This is a genomic window from Azospirillum sp. A26 (genome assembly GCF_042604635.1).
GTDB lineage: Bacteria > Pseudomonadota > Alphaproteobacteria > Azospirillales > Azospirillaceae > Azospirillum > Azospirillum palustre.
Genome location: NZ_CP170473.1, coordinates 1,774,240 through 1,788,238 on the forward strand (window position 1 = coordinate 1,774,240; position 13,999 = coordinate 1,788,238).

At 66.1% G+C, this 13,999-nt stretch carries 11 protein-coding genes and 1 pseudogene; 4 read left to right on the forward strand and 8 right to left on the reverse strand.

Annotated features, from left to right (window positions below):
* Positions 1 to 504: 504 nt before the first annotated feature.
* Both ABNQ39_RS22115 and creD read right to left on the reverse strand, forming a co-directional pair.
* Positions 505 to 1,917 (reverse strand): glycoside hydrolase family 3 N-terminal domain-containing protein, encoded by a 1,413-nt coding sequence (locus ABNQ39_RS22115; RefSeq protein ID WP_376960575.1) that lies wholly within the window; start codon positions 1,915 to 1,917, stop codon positions 505 to 507.
* Positions 1,914 to 3,269 (reverse strand): cell envelope integrity protein CreD, encoded by a 1,356-nt coding sequence (creD, locus tag ABNQ39_RS22120; RefSeq protein WP_376960577.1) that lies wholly within the window; start codon positions 3,267 to 3,269, stop codon positions 1,914 to 1,916. The genes ABNQ39_RS22115 and creD overlap by 4 nt, the downstream gene beginning before the upstream one ends.
* A 137-nt stretch (positions 3,270 to 3,406) precedes the next feature.
* Between creD and ABNQ39_RS22125 the strand changes: the two genes are divergently transcribed.
* The 4 genes from ABNQ39_RS22125 to ABNQ39_RS22140 all read left to right on the forward strand — a co-directional run bounded on the left by ABNQ39_RS22125 (position 3,407) and on the right by ABNQ39_RS22140 (position 7,507).
* On the forward strand, positions 3,407 to 4,099 hold the full coding sequence (locus ABNQ39_RS22125) for a response regulator (RefSeq protein ID WP_376960579.1): 693 nt from the start codon (positions 3,407 to 3,409) through the stop codon (positions 4,097 to 4,099).
* 65 nt (positions 4,100 to 4,164) lie between these two features.
* Positions 4,165 to 5,736 (forward strand): sensor histidine kinase, encoded by a 1,572-nt coding sequence (locus tag ABNQ39_RS22130; RefSeq protein ID WP_376960581.1) that lies wholly within the window; start codon positions 4,165 to 4,167, stop codon positions 5,734 to 5,736.
* 113 nt (positions 5,737 to 5,849) lie between these two features.
* On the forward strand, positions 5,850 to 6,749 hold the full coding sequence (locus ABNQ39_RS22135; protein ID WP_376960583.1) for an ABC transporter ATP-binding protein: 900 nt from the start codon (positions 5,850 to 5,852) through the stop codon (positions 6,747 to 6,749).
* Positions 6,746 to 7,507 (forward strand): ABC transporter permease, encoded by a 762-nt coding sequence (locus ABNQ39_RS22140; RefSeq protein ID WP_376960585.1) that lies wholly within the window; start codon positions 6,746 to 6,748, stop codon positions 7,505 to 7,507. The genes ABNQ39_RS22135 and ABNQ39_RS22140 overlap by 4 nt, the downstream gene beginning before the upstream one ends.
* Positions 7,508 to 7,625: 118 nt before the next feature.
* On the opposite strand, the gene ABNQ39_RS22145 is transcribed toward ABNQ39_RS22140, so the two are convergent.
* The 6 genes and pseudogenes from ABNQ39_RS22145 to ABNQ39_RS22170 all read right to left on the reverse strand — a co-directional run bounded on the left by ABNQ39_RS22145 (position 7,626) and on the right by ABNQ39_RS22170 (position 13,988).
* Complete coding sequence (locus ABNQ39_RS22145; protein WP_376960587.1) at positions 7,626 to 8,075, reverse strand: hypothetical protein; 450 nt, start codon at positions 8,073 to 8,075, stop codon at positions 7,626 to 7,628.
* A gap of 257 nt (positions 8,076 to 8,332) precedes the next feature.
* Positions 8,333 to 9,503: pseudogene (locus tag ABNQ39_RS22150) on the reverse strand (IS3 family transposase).
* A gap of 27 nt (positions 9,504 to 9,530) precedes the next feature.
* The gene (locus tag ABNQ39_RS22155; RefSeq protein ID WP_376962655.1) at positions 9,531 to 9,836 is read right to left on the reverse strand and encodes a DUF6538 domain-containing protein; all 306 of its coding nucleotides are present in this window, start codon (positions 9,834 to 9,836) and stop codon (positions 9,531 to 9,533) included.
* 506 nt (positions 9,837 to 10,342) lie between these two features.
* The gene (locus ABNQ39_RS22160; protein ID WP_376960589.1) at positions 10,343 to 12,442 is read right to left on the reverse strand and encodes a 3'-5' exonuclease; all 2,100 of its coding nucleotides are present in this window, start codon (positions 12,440 to 12,442) and stop codon (positions 10,343 to 10,345) included.
* Between the two features lie 10 nt (positions 12,443 to 12,452).
* Positions 12,453 to 13,268, reverse strand: coding sequence for a hypothetical protein (locus ABNQ39_RS22165; protein ID WP_376960591.1), 816 nt, complete (start codon positions 13,266 to 13,268; stop codon positions 12,453 to 12,455).
* A gap of 15 nt (positions 13,269 to 13,283) precedes the next feature.
* Positions 13,284 to 13,988 carry an EcsC family protein gene (locus ABNQ39_RS22170; protein WP_376960593.1) on the reverse strand — a complete coding sequence of 235 codons (705 nt, stop codon included), beginning with the start codon at positions 13,986 to 13,988 and terminating at the stop codon, positions 13,284 to 13,286.
* Between the last annotated feature and the right edge of the window lie 11 nt (positions 13,989 to 13,999).

Here is a 13,999-nt window from a genome sequence, read left to right on the forward strand (position 1 = left end):
CGCCCGCGAGCAGCAGCAGGCCAAGGCCGCAGTGCTGGAGGCCGAGCGGGTGCGCCTGATGAGCGACCTGCACGACGGCATCGCTGGACAGCTCGTCTCGATCCTGGCGCTGTGCGAACTGCGGGGGGAGTCCTCGGGCGAGGTCGCCGTCTCGGTTGGCGGGGCGCTGGCCGACCTCCGGCTGGTGGTGGCATCGCTGGAGAACTCGGGCGACGATCTCGGCGTGATGCTCGCCCTGTTCCGCGAACGCATCGAGCCGCAGCTCATGGCCCAGGGCATGACGCTGGTCTGGCGCGCTTCCGCGCTGCCGGAGGTGAAGGGGCTGCACCCCGGCGCCACCCTCAACATCTTCCGCATCCTGCAGGAGGCTTCGGTCAACGCCGCCCGCCACAGCGGCTCGTCCACGCTGACCATCGAGGGCGGTTCGTCTCCGCGGCCGGGCCATGGCGTGCGCCTGTGCCTGCGCGACCAGGGACATGGCGGGGTGGCCGCCCGGCCGGGCAGCTACGGCCTGGGAAACATGCGCCGGCGGGCGGATGCGCTGGGCGGGACGCTCGACATCCAGTCCGGCCCCGGCGGGACCGCCGTCACCCTGGACCTGCCGGCCGAAATACCCGGACCGCTGTCCTTGTGAGCCTCACCGGTTTCCCCGGAGTCCCCGTTTCTTGAGCGGCTGTCGCTCGCCGTCAGCATGGCCCGATCCAGCCGGCCATGCTTCCCGGCATCCATGGCACAGGACATGGCCCGGTAGAACTGGCTGCCGTCGAGCGCGAACAGCAGAAGATCGACGCCGGCGTTGAGCGCCTCGACGACCGCCCGGCACAGACCGTACTGATAGACCGGCGTCATGACCATGTCGTCGGTGACGATCAGGCCGTCGAACCCCCAATCCCGGCGGATCACCCCGTCGATCAGCCGCCGCGAGTGGGAGGCAGGCCGGTCGGGATCGATGGCCGCCACGACGGCATGGCCGACCATCAGAAGGGTCTGCGGATCGGCGGCCAGCACGCGGCGGAAGGGCAGCCAGTCGGTCGCTTCCAACACCTCGCGCGGTTCGCCGATGACGGCGCGGAAATGGTGGGTGTCGCTTTGCGCCCGACCCAACCCGGGGAAATGCTTCGCCGTCGGCCGGACGCCGCCGTCGGCGACGCCCCTGGCATAGGCCGCGGCGACCTCGGCCACCACCTCCGGATCGTCGGAAATCGCCCGCTGGGCGATGAGGCTGTGGAAATCCAGCGGATCGGGCGAACGCTCGCGGCGCAGGTCGAGGACCGGCGCGAGGTTGACGGTCACGCCGATCGATTGCAGGTCCCGCCCATGCGCCTGCCCGAGTGCGTGCGCGGCGGCACGGCGCTCGTCGGGGGGCAGGCCGGCCAGCGCCGCCGGGGCCGGGCGATGCGGCAGCCAGGGCGACAGCCGGGACACGATGCCGCCCTCCTGGTCGGCTGCCACCACCAGCGGCGGCAGCCCGGCCCGCTGCCGGATCTCCTGCAAATGGCCGATCTCGTCGCGCAGCGCTTCGGCCGACCGTCCGGCCAGATTGTGCCGGGACACGAAAATTCCGCCGATCAGCCCGCGTACCGCCAGCGCCTCGACCTCCTCGACCCGCCGGTAACCGACGATGAAGTGCTGCCCCAGCTCGACCGCCAGCGGCTCCTGCATCGCCAGGACATGCGCCTTGCGGATCTGGAACACCGCCTCCGCCCCCACCGTGCAGAGCGGCACCGCCAGCCAGAGCAGCGCGAGCATCGGCCGCCGCCCGAAGCCCCTCCGCCGCAGGACGAGCAGGCCGCACAGCCCGGCCGCCGCGATCAGGGGCAGCGACCAGCCCTTGACCGGGGTCAGGTAGGGATCGTGGATGTTGGCGCCGGCGAGAGCCAGCAGCAGGCCGCCAGCCCACCAGGCAAAAGCCCTCACGACTCATCTCCCTGCCAGTCCACGCGCTGGGTGACGGCCATGACCGCCGACAGGACCAGGAACAGGGCGACCGTCCCCACCAGCAGGGAGTAGTTTTCCAGCCCGATGAGGAGGTGGAGGAAGGCGAACAGGCTCGCCAGCGCCATTGCGAAGACCAGGGTCGACCTCGCGCGCCGGGTGACCGCCGCGGTGTAGGCCGTCGCCTGGACCAGGACGAGCGCCGCGCTGATCCAATAGCCGGCGACATAGCCGAACGGTTCGGCGAAGGACACCAGCAGAAGGGAGAACAGCGTCATCGACAGCCCGAGCAGGCCATACTGGACGATGTGGATGCGCACGCTGGAGAGAAGCTCGAACAGTCCATAGACCGTGAAGGACAGCACGACGAAGAGACTGGCGTATTTCGAGGCGCGGTTGATCATGCGGTAGGTGGGAACCGCCTCCAGCAGCTCGACGCCGACCGAGGGGAGATACTGGGCTTCGGCGGAGTCCAGCAGCGCCGCGTCGGAGCGGAGCGGAGGCCTGGAATAGTCGGAGACGGTCCACCGCGCCTCGAAGGCATCGTCGGTCACGGTCGGGTCGGACGGCAGCACAGTGCCGACGAAGCTCGGCGTCGGCCACGGCGCCTTGATGGCCGCCGTCGCCTGCCGGCCGTCCAGGGTCTGGTGAAAGGCCCCGGTGCCGCGCAGCGTCACCGTCGCCTGGAACTTCATTTCCACACTTGCCGCGGGGGCCGCCGCAATGGTTGGACGGGCGGCGAGCGCGGCGCCCCAGCAGTCCTCGGCGCGGGCGACCAGCTCCTGGCAGCCGCGCCAGGGGATGGTCTCTCCGTTCCAGACCACGCGGTCCTCGGCCGTCATGCCGGCCAGCCCCGACAGCTGGAGCAGGAAGACGCTGTCCTGCCAGGAGATGGAGCCGCCGCGCCCGACCAGCTTTTCCAGGCTGGACGCGGACGGGACCGCGAAGCTGCCGGTCATCTCCAGCGCCGCGGTATAGACGGTCGCGGAGAACAGGCCGCGCTTCTTGCGCTCCGGCACTAGGGCCGCCTGCGTCGCCAGGGTCGCGGGCGCGATCTTCAGGTAACCGCGGGTCTTGCCGTCGGCGGCGAGATAGGGGACCGCCAGGACCGGCGTCCGCACGGTCTGTTCAGGACTCCAGCTCCGCGCCAACTCCTCCTGCATCTCGGCCTGCCGGTCAGAGCGTTCGCCGATGATGCCGGAGACCGGCAGGCCGGCAATCAGGGTCACCACCAGAAGCAGGACGATCTGCAGGAACTTCGCGGACCGGCGGTTCCGGCGCGCAGGTGGAGGATTGGCCGGCGGACTGAGTGGGGAAGCGGGCGGCACGGTCATTCGGACACTCCACGGGGTGATGGGAAACAGGCCCCCAGCGTGGCGTCCCGGCATGCCGCGGCGATGACGCGGTTGTGCAGCCGGGAAGGAATCTCCGTGCAGAACTTGTGCAGATTATCGGATAGGCTTGCGCTGCCATGACCAAGATCCTGCTGATCGACGACGATCCCCACATCCGCGATATCGTCCGCTTCGCCCTGAACCGGGAGGGCTTCGCCGTGGTCGAGGCGGGGGACGGCGTCCAGGGGCTGGCGCTGGCCCAGGCGGACTCCCCCGACCTGATCCTGCTCGACATCGGCATGCCGGAGATGGACGGCACCGAGGTCTGCCGCCGGCTGCGCCGGGACAGCCGGGTCCCCATCATCTTCCTGTCGTCGCGCGACGACGAGATCGACCGGATTCTCGGCCTCGAACTGGGGGGCGACGATTACGTCACCAAGCCCTTCTCGCCGCGCGAGCTGACGGCGCGGGTCAAGGCGGTGCTGCGGCGGATGCTCCCGCCGGAGCCCGCGGTGCAGGAGGTGCCGGCCCCGGTCCTCCGTCACAACCGCCTGCGCCTGGACCTCGACGGCGTGCGCGCCTTCTGGGACGAGACGGAGGTGGTGCTGACCGCCACCGAGTTCGGCCTGCTGCGCACCCTCGCCGACCGGCCGGGCAAGGTGTTCAGCCGCGACGCCCTGATGGACGGCGCCTATGCCACCGAACGCTATGTCGCCGACCGCACGGTGGACAGCCACATCCGCCGGGTCCGGGCCAAATTCCAGGCGGTGGGCGGCGCTCCGGTCGAGACCGTGCATGGGCTGGGCTACAAGCTATCGGACTGCCGATGAAAACGCCGTTCGGGAGGTCGCCGTCCGGGAGGTCGCTATCCGCACGGCGAACGTCCATCGGAACCGTGCTGCTGGTCATGACGGTGGCGGCGCTGGTCCTGCCGCTGAGCGGCCTGTGGATCCTGCGTCTCTACGAAAGCGCCCTGATCCGCCAGACCGAGTCCGAACTGATCGCCCAGGCCGGGGTGATCGCGGCCTTCTACCGCGACGCCTGGCGCCGGGCCGGCGGGAAGGCGGAGGACCTCGGCCCCCCGGTCGATCCGGCCTGGACACGCCCGCCGGGCTTCGATCCGCCCTGGACACCCCGCTTCGCCAGCCTCGATCTGGCCGAGGATCCGATCCTTCCCCCCGCCCCCGATCCGGTCCCGGCGGCGGCGAGCGACCCGTCTGCCGCCATTGCCGGATCGACGCTCGGCCCGATCCTGCGCGACGCGCAGCGCATCACCCTGGCCGGCATGAGGGTCACCGATCGCCAGGGGGTGGTCGTCGCCAGCACCGGCGAGGAGATGGGGCTGTCGCTGGCACGGCAGGACGAGGTCCGCCGCGCCCTGGCCGGCGAGGCAGCCAGCGTCCTGCGCGAACGCACAAGTCACGACAGGGTGAGCTACCGGTTCGGTTCGGACAGCCCGGCCGTGCCGGACCGCAGCCGGTCGGTGCGGGTCTTCACCGCCCAACCCGTGCTCGACGACGGACGCGTCGTCGGCGTGGTGGTGGTGTCGCGCACGCCGCGCAGCATCGCCGACACCCTCTATGGCAAGCGCTGGCACCTCGCCGGGCTGGCGGTGCTGCTGCTGGTGTCGGTTGGCGTGCTGGCGCGGCTCGGGACGGTCGCCATCGCCCGCCCGCTGCGGGCGGTCACGGAACTGGCGAAGCGCACGGCGGACGGCGAACGGGGCGTGATGGTCCCGCTGCCTCGCCCGGTGGTGCGCGAGGTCGCCGAACTGTCGGACGCGCTGACCCGGATGGCGAGGACGCTGGAGGAGCGGGCCGACTACATCCGCGACTTCGCCGCCCATGTCTCGCACGAGTTCAAGACACCGCTGACGACCATCCGCGGCACCGTCGAGCTGCTGCGCGACCATATGGACAGCATGCCTCCCGAAGACCGGGACCGCTTCCTCGCCAACATGGACGCCGAGGCCGGGCGGCTGTCCCGCCTCGTCCGCCGCCTGCTGGAGTTGGCCCGTGCCGACGTGATGACCGTGACCGACGATGCGGTGACCGACGCCGTGCCGGTCGCCGCCCATCTGGCCGAGCGCCATGGCGCAGACGCGTCGCTGCCGGCGTCGCTGCCGGTCGCCATGGGTCAGGAGTCCCTGGAAAGCGTCCTGGCGAACCTGATCGAGAATGCGAGACACCATGCCGGCGCGGATGCGCGGGTGACCGTCACCCTGCGGGCCGAGGGCGGGCGGGCGATCCTGCGGGTTGCCGACGACGGGCCGGGCATCTCGCCGGCGAACGCCGACCGGGTCTTCGTCCCCTTCTTCACCACCGCGCGCGACCGCAGCGGCACCGGTCTCGGCCTCACCATCACGCGGGGGCTGGTGGAGGCTCATGGCGGAAGCATCGCCCTGCTGCCGTCGGAACGCGGCGCCCTGTTCGAGGTCGCCCTGCGCCGGGTCCTACCACTCAGGTAAAATTCCGCCGGGCGCGGCACGGCGCTATGGTGGCCCCGCCCTGGTGGCGTCCGCAGCCGGGAGTTGGCCCCAAGCCGAGGAAAGATATGCAGCCTATAATTGAGATACGTGGGTTGACGAAGACCTACGCATCCGGCTTCCAGGCCCTGAAAGGAGTCGATCTCGACATCCGCCGCGGCGAAATCCTGGCGCTGCTCGGTCCGAACGGTGCCGGCAAGACGACGCTGATCAGCATCGTCTGCGGCATCGTCCGGGCGACCTCGGGCAGCGTGACGGTGGACGGCCACGACATCCGGCGCGACTGGCGCGCCGCGCGGTCCCTGATCGGTCTGGTCCCCCAGGAACTGACGACCGAGTCGTTCGAAAGCGTCCGGGCGACCGTCAGCTTCAGCCGGGGCCTGTTCGGCAAGCCGCCCAACCCCGCAGTGATCGAGAGGATCCTGAAGGATCTGTCCCTGTGGGACAAGAAGGACACCAAGGTCATGGCGCTGTCCGGCGGCATGAAGCGGCGCGTGCTGATCGCCAAGGCGCTGTCGCACGAGCCGCGCATCCTGTTCCTGGACGAGCCGACCGCCGGCGTGGATGTGGAGCTTCGCCGCGGCATGTGGGAGATGATCGGGCGCCTGCGCGACAGCGGCGTCACCATCATCCTGACCACCCACTATATCGAGGAGGCGGAGGAGATGGCCGACAGCATCGGCGTGATCTCCGGCGGCCGGATCATCCTGGTGGAGGAAAAGGCCGCGTTGATGCAGAAGCTGGGGAAGCGGCAGCTGACCCTGCAATTGCAGAGCCCCTTGACCGCCATCCCGGCCGAACTCGCCGACTATCCCCTGACCCTGTCGGAAGGCGGGCGGGAACTGGTCTACAGCTTCGACACGCAGCAGGAGCGCACCGGCATCGCCGGGCTTCTGCGCAAGCTGGGCGACCACGGCATCACCTACACGAACCTGCGCACCGAAGAGAGCTCCCTGGAGGAGATCTTCGTCAATCTGGTGAGGGAGCGGGCATGAACCTTCATGCGATCAAGGCCATCTATATTTTCGAACTGGCCCGCACCTGGCGCACGCTGGCGCAGAGCATCGCCGGCCCGGTGATCTCCACCTCGCTGTATTTCGTCGTCTTCGGGGCGGCGATCGGCGGGCGTTTCGCATCGATCGAGGGCGTCAGCTACGGCGCGTTCCTCGTCCCCGGCCTCGTCATGATGTCGGTGCTGACGGAGAGCGTGTCGAACGCATCCTTCGGCATCTACATGCCACGCTATTCCGGCACGATCTACGAGCTGCTGTCGGCCCCGGTCTCCGCCTTCGAGACGGTGATCGGCTATGTCGGCGCGGCGGCGACCAAGTCCCTCATCCTGGGAACGCTGATCCTGCTGACGGCGCGGCTGTTCGTGGATTTCTCCATCGCGCATCCGGTCTGGATGATCGCCTTCCTCGTGCTGACGTCGGTGACCTTCAGCCTGCTCGGTTTCATTCTGGGCATCTGGGCCGACGGCTGGGAAAAGCTGCAGATCGTGCCGATGCTGATCGTGACACCGCTCGCTTTTCTGGGCGGGAGCTTCTACTCGATCAAAATGCTGCCGCCGTTCTGGCAAACGGTCACCCTGTTCAATCCGGTCGTCTATCTGGTCAGCGGCTTCCGCTGGAGCTTCTACGGCGCCGCCGACATGCCCGTCGCATTGAGCCTCGGCATGACCGCCCTGCTGCTGGTGATCTGCCTTGCCGTCGTGTGGTGGATTTTCCGCACGGGCTACAAGCTGAAGAACTGACCGACCTTGCCTGAAAAGCAGGAAAAGAGAAGGCCCCGGCGGATGAACCGCTCGGGGCCGGGGCCGTGGGCCGAGGTTATGGGCCGAAGTCGGGGAGGACTGAGACGTAACCCGGTGCTCAGCGCTGGCGGACGAGGGCGCCCTGGCCGGCGGAGTTGGCGATGCCGGCCGCGAGGTTCTGCACGTTTGCGAGGTTCGGGGCGCCGAACGGCGTCCGGCCGCCGGAGCGCTGGAGCACCGTCACGCCCTGCATCGCCGAGTTGCCGATGCCCGCCGCGGTGTTCGACACGGTGGCGGCCGAGCCGCCGGGGAACAGCCCGCCGCTGCGCTGGCCGACCAGCACGCCCTGGCTGGCGGTGTTGCCGATCCCGGCGGCGAGGTTCGAGACGTTCGCCGCGTTCGGGCCGCCGAACAGCCCGCCGCTGCGCTGCATCGTCGTGACGCTCTGGGTGGCGCCATTGCCGATGCCGGCCGCGGTGTTCGACAGGTTGGACACATTCTGCGCCATGGCGGGGGCGGCGAGCAGGGCCAGGGTGGCGAAGCCGGCGAGCAGGGAGATGCGGATCATGGTGTGGTCTCCTGGGTGGGGCCGGTGCGGTGCATCCGGCGGGTTGTCTCGATGACAGGACCCTAGCCGACCCCGCCCGCCGCCGATGTGAGCCGGACCACAACCGGCCGCATCTTTCACCACGCTCCAGAACGACACTGAGGTGATGTGGTGGACGGCCCTTTCACCGGGAAACGGTGTCAAACTGAGGTCGTTGAAGAAACCACCTTACAGGAGCGGCTGATGACTGAGCTTCCCCCGGAACGATGGACACCGGGTTATGCGGCCTGAAGCTCGGCCTGCTCAGGTGTTCTATAGCCGATTGCCGAGTGGAGGCGTTGGCGATTGTAATAGCCTTCGATGTAGGCGAACAGGTCGCGCTTGGCATTCTCGCGTGTCGCGTACCGGTGATGGTGGACGAGTTCCGATTTCAGGCTTCCGAAGAAGCTTTCCATTGGTGCGTTGTCCCAGCAGTTCCCCTTACGGCTCATCGACTGGGTGATGTCATGGTTTTTCAGAGCCTTGCGGTAGTCTGCCGAGGCGTATTGGCAACCGCGGCCGGAATGGTGCAGAAGGCCGGGGGCGGGCTGCTGGCACTGGAGGGCCATGGTGAGCGCCGCCAGCGGCAATTCGGTGCGCAGGTGATCGCGCATGGCCCAGCCGACCGCCTTGCGGCTGAACAGGTCGAGGACCACCGCCACGTACAGCCAGCCCTCGTCGGTCGGCACGTAAGTGATGTCGGTGAGCCAGACCTTGTTCGGAGCGGTTGGAGCGAAGTTGCGGTCCAGGAGGTTGGGGGTGATCGGCAGGGCGTGGCGGCTGTCGGTGGTGCAGACCCGAAAGGCCCGGGGGGCTGAGCCCGAAGGCCATGACGGTGCATGAGGCGTTCGACGCGCCCCCGGCTGACGGTCCGGCCCTGTGCCCGCAGGGCGGCATGAATGCGCGGGGCTCCGTAGCGCTCGCGGTGATCGGCGTGAAGTCGCCGGATGTCATCGAGCAACTGCCGGTTCGCCGCCTTGCGCGGGCTCTCCGGTCGCGTGCGCCAAGCATAATAGCCAGAAGACGACACGCCGAGGGCGTCGCAGAGCACTCGAACCGGGTATTCGTCGCGGCAGTCCTCAATGATCCGGAACCTCATTTCAGAGGCTCCGAGAAAATGCTCACAGTTTTTTTTAGTATGTCTCGTTCCATACGGACACGATCCAGTTCGCGCTTCAAGCGCGCGATCTCCGCCGACTGATCGCCGGCGGCCAGCGGGGCCGGCGCCTGCTTGGTGGGGAGCTGCGCTGGCCCCGCTGACCCGGATACGCGCCGCCGCCAGGTGCGCAGCATCGACGGCTGGATGCCCAACTCCTTGGCAACGTGTTCCAGGGGCCGGCCACTGCTTTCCAGCAGGGCCACTGCCTCTCGCTTGAACTCGTCCGTGAAAAAGCGCCGTGTCGTTGTCATGTCCACCTCTCCGCTCCCAACGGGAGCTTAACAAAGGTGTCCACCGATCCGGAGGAGGCTCACCTCTACCAGTTCGGCGATTTGATCAGCGGTCAGATCGGGCTTACGGGCAACCGTTCGGAACAAGCGGTCGGTGACAGCGGCGAGGCGTCGCGCCCGTTCCAAGGCTTCGGGATAGGGCACCGCGCCGACGGATCGCACGATGTTGGCGCGGCCACCGAACCGGGGCCGAAGATCGGAAGGAATGCGACGGACGAAATCATACCGCCCACCGAGGGCGCGAAGAAAGCGGTTCTTGGCGTTCGCGGCCATGGACACACAACCTTTCGTCATGTCCACAGCGGCAGTGCCCAAGGCGGTAAACCGTCGCCGGCTACCGTCACCGGCTACGTGCCCGATTTCCCGCCCGTTCGGGCTGAAATCTGGTAAGCTATTGAATTGCTTAGGGAGAGGGTGGTTGGGGGACTAGGACCCCCAACTGACTTTTGCTGAAACCCTTGCCAGCCTTGGCTCACCACGATTTCGGCGCCAAGCGACGGCACACAGATGGCACAGTCGCGTGGCACATTCAAGGCCATGGATTAGGGGTGCAGAGAGTTTGCTCGCTGCGAAGCGGAGGAACTGTCGCTGGACGAGGCCACCAAAATCGGCTTACGACCCTTGACAGATGGTCAGTGGCAGGATTTCGTCGCTGTTCTTGGCTACATCACCCGAGACTAAGCCGAGCTTCGAGCCGCATAACCCGGTGTTCTTTCAGCCGGGGGAAGGTCATCCACCTGATACTGCGGACAAAGATAATATTTCCCAAGTCCCCCTGCGGTAGTCCAAGCGCATAATTCTCAGCCTCCCATCAGATCAGCCAGAAACTCAGACCCTGGTTCGATGCCGGTAAGACAAACGCGATCGCGCGCGCGTGTGCAGGCGACGTAGAGCAGGTGGCGCTCGGTCTCAAAGATCTCGTCCAACTCGGACTCCTCCGAAGCGGACTCGATACGTTCCTGAAGCGGCATGACTTCGTCGTCGCAAGCCATCACGGCAACGGCCTTGAACTCGAGCCCCTTGGCGAGGTGCATGGTACCGATTGCGATGCGGCCGCTCTCGATATCGCCGCGGTCCTGCAGCGTCACCCAAGGGTGGCCTGATTGCTTGGCCGCAGCCTTGGCACGGTCGAGCTGGTCGGACGTGCGGACGAAGATACCGACCTCCTCCGGGGCCACGCCGTCGGCGACGACGCCAGCGATCCAAGCGGCGACGTAGGTTGCCTCGTCCTCCGCCGTGTCGAATAGGCCGACATCCGGCTCCGGTCCATCGAAGACGGAGATCGTGCCCTTCCTCTGGTCTTCGATGCCATCCACGTCGCGTACATGAGCCGGGAGCAGCAGGTCGGCCCGTCGGCGGATCTGGTGGGACGTGCGGTAGTTGACCTTCAGCGTCGAGGAGCGCCCGCGGACATCCACCCCCTGCGACAGCCAGGAGAATGGCTGCTGGAAAATGCGTTGGCCGAGGTCGCCGGCGAAGAACAGGGTGTCGGGTCCGTCCGGCACCAGGGCGGCGAGGAAGCGCAACTGCGGGATGCTGATGTCCTGGGCCTCGTCGATCACGGCGGCGGTGAAGGGCTTCTTCTCGCGACCGCGGTGGTGCTCCGCGACGCGGGCGACGGCCTCGGCCCAGGTAACCACGTTGCGCGCCTTCAGGATGGCCTGGGCGCGCTCGAACAGCGCCCACAGCGCCTCGCGCTGGTTGCCGCCGATCCGGGTGCGGCGGCCGAGGCGAGAGACGTCCCGGTACGCCTCCCAGGTCCGGAGCTGCCAGGCATCCACCACATGACGCCACTCGTTGACCAGAAAGCGGTGGGAGAAGCGCGCCTCGCCCCGCTCCTTCGCCGCGGCCGTCAGCGCGGCCTCGACCTGGGAGACGGAGGCGATGTTCGGCGTGACCCCGAAGGCGTCCTCGAACAGGCGGTGGGCGACCCCGTCCACATAGGTGACGGTGATGCGCCCCGCGGCCGGGTCGCCGGCGTCGAGCAGGCGGGAGAGCTTCACCTTCAGCGCCTGGGCCAGCGCCTTGGAGAAGGTGGCGAGCAGCACGCGCGCGTCGTCGGAGCGGCGCGCCAGATGGACCGCGCGGTGCAGCGCCACCACCGTCTTGCCGGTGCCGGCCGAGCCGGTGACCCGCGCCGGCCCGCCGTAGCGCCGCTCCACCAGCTCTCGCTGGCTGGGGTGGAGGAAGACCGTCCACTTGTCCCACGGCGACTCCAGGGCCTGCCGGAGTTCGTCGAGGTTGGCGACGGTGCGGAAGCGGCGCTGGGCGTCGGGATGAGCGAAGGGATCGGCCGACGGCGGGGTGACCACGGGCGGCACCGGCTTGCCTCCCACCGCCAGTTCGAGCAGCGCCTCGAGGGCCTCCTGCGGCAGATGCCCTTCCAGGTCGAACAGCCCATCCTCGTCGGTCTGGCGGACCCGATCCAGCCAGTCAGGCGGGACGCCGTAGCTCAACAGCATCTCGTCGGTCAGATGGACGAAGATGCCGGGCGCGGCCGGCGCCAGCGGCGCCTGGGCGCCGTAGCCGGAGCGCGGCGCCGTGCCGCCGAACGCAGTCTCCTCCACCACATGATGGACGAACTCGACGAACTGGGCGGCCCCGGTGGTCGGATGCGCCTCGATGCGCCGTTTTTCCGCCCAGCCGTAGGCGTCGTCGTGATGGTCGACGTAGCAGAGCAGGAAGTTGCCGTCGGTCTTGTGAACGACGATGCGCAGATCGTCGTTCACCCGCACCGTCCAGAAATGGGGATCCCGCGATCGCTCTACCCGATGGAGCTTCAGTCCTGGCGACGACGGGTCGATCTGAAGGTCGAAGGCCGTCGTCTTGGCGGCCTTCTGTTCCTTCGCCGGCAGACGGGCGAGGCTCTGGGTAAAGGTTTCAGCGATGCGGAATTCCATGACTATATTCTCAGAACCAATGGTCAGACTCAGCCAATCGCGTACCGAGCATGTACAGCCCACTGTGGACGTCCAACAAGCTCCAGTTTGATCGACCTTTTAGGACGCCTTCCATGAGCGTGTTGTTGTGGTATAGGGATGAGTAGTCGGTTTCCTTGTCGTTCAAAGCTTTTTCGAAGGGCTTTTCAGAAAGAATGTGACAATCGTAAAGTATAGATAGTCCTTTATGAACTGGACCTCCAGGCGGCAACATGATCAACGGTGAGACTAGTTGCGCCGACAAATCTTTGTTTGAAAACAATGCAACCATGAACATTGCGGTTGCATTCCAACTTCCCATGTATTTTGGCCTGCTTGGCCCAAGGATAGGGCTTAGCCACCTCTGTTGAAATTTTTGGTATTTTTCAAGGCTATCTGGTAACTCAGGCGATGGCGTAATAATTTTGAACATTGAGTGTCCACCCGACAATGACTCTTCAATCGGCATGGGTCCTCGTTCGTAATGATACTTCTTAGCAATTTTCAGATCTTCGGAATTCCAATTCCTCAGGAGCCTAACCGCCGGAGCAATGAATTCTGGCGTCAATTGAGCAAGTCGGCCCCAACAGATGCCAATCGCAAAACAAACGTGCCACGGATTTTCTTCAGAAAATTCCGCGAGCATTGACGTCACTTCTTTGTGCGCGTGACGATTAAGTGTGCTACCCGACTCGTAGAGAAGCTCAAGGACCTTGCCGCGCGCTGGTCCTCCTTTCTGCCCTCCACCTAACCTGCACAATTCAGCAAAACGACGTTGTGTTTCATTCACTGGCTCTGGTAATGGCATCGGAATATCTCCCAATCATACAGCAGGCGCCGGCTCTGGATCGGACTCGGCATCTTGAATACAATCCGGCCCTTCACAGAGTATTGACTTGGCGGCGTAACCGATCTGTCGGGTCATGTAGCCGTTCAATCCACCACTGACCAAGCCGCCGACTACTGGCACAAGCTTCGTCAGATTGATGATCCCGGTAGTGCCGGCTTTCGTGAACAGCTTGATGCCAATGGCCTTGTTGATCTCGATCAGCACACGCCCAGGAATCTTCGCGATGACCCGGGCTGTCAATTTGGTTCCGACCTTCACCCCGGCTGAGCGAAGCACTTCGCCGCCGCCAGAACCGAGCATGCTGAGAAGAGCCAAAGTCTTCAGGCGGTCTGACTTCGCATCCCAACCGTAGAGAAGCGCGATAACGGCAATCATCCGCATCTGAAGGTAGGTGGTAATGGTCAGGTCGGCGGGGATGGTCACCGCACCGAAAACCAATCCCGGCATGCCGAGAACAAATCCCGTTCCTGCCGCCTTTGCAGTTTGCCAATCGATAAAGTTTTCAACGCACTCGTCTGGTGTCCTGCCACTCTTCTTGTATTCTTCATACAAATCATAACAAGATTGCTCGGGATTCCAGCTATTATCCGCCAGAACGACCCCGCTCCAGGCTTTGTCGAGAAGCTGGACTGCCCAATTTTTCTGGTCGCCTAAGTCACCAGCAGCAGCATCTGTCATAACAAACCTCT

What these genes read in the sequence shown, in the direction of transcription:
- ABNQ39_RS22170 (WP_376960593.1), bottom strand. Translation starts at nt 13,988, where the DNA reads ATGACAGATGCTGCTGCTGGTGACTTAGGCGACCAGAAAAATTGGGCA.
- ABNQ39_RS22140 (WP_376960585.1), top strand. Translation starts at nt 6,746, where the DNA reads ATGAACCTTCATGCGATCAAGGCCATCTATATTTTCGAACTGGCCCGC.
- ABNQ39_RS22145 (WP_376960587.1), bottom strand. Translation starts at nt 8,075, where the DNA reads ATGATCCGCATCTCCCTGCTCGCCGGCTTCGCCACCCTGGCCCTGCTC.
- ABNQ39_RS22155 (WP_376962655.1), bottom strand. Translation starts at nt 9,836, where the DNA reads ATGACGAAAGGTTGTGTGTCCATGGCCGCGAACGCCAAGAACCGCTTT.
- ABNQ39_RS22165 (WP_376960591.1), bottom strand. Translation starts at nt 13,268, where the DNA reads ATGCCATTACCAGAGCCAGTGAATGAAACACAACGTCGTTTTGCTGAA.
- ABNQ39_RS22160 (WP_376960589.1), bottom strand. Translation starts at nt 12,442, where the DNA reads ATGGAATTCCGCATCGCTGAAACCTTTACCCAGAGCCTCGCCCGTCTG.
- creD (WP_376960577.1), bottom strand. Translation starts at nt 3,269, where the DNA reads ATGACCGTGCCGCCCGCTTCCCCACTCAGTCCGCCGGCCAATCCTCCA.
- ABNQ39_RS22125 (WP_376960579.1), top strand. Translation starts at nt 3,407, where the DNA reads ATGACCAAGATCCTGCTGATCGACGACGATCCCCACATCCGCGATATC.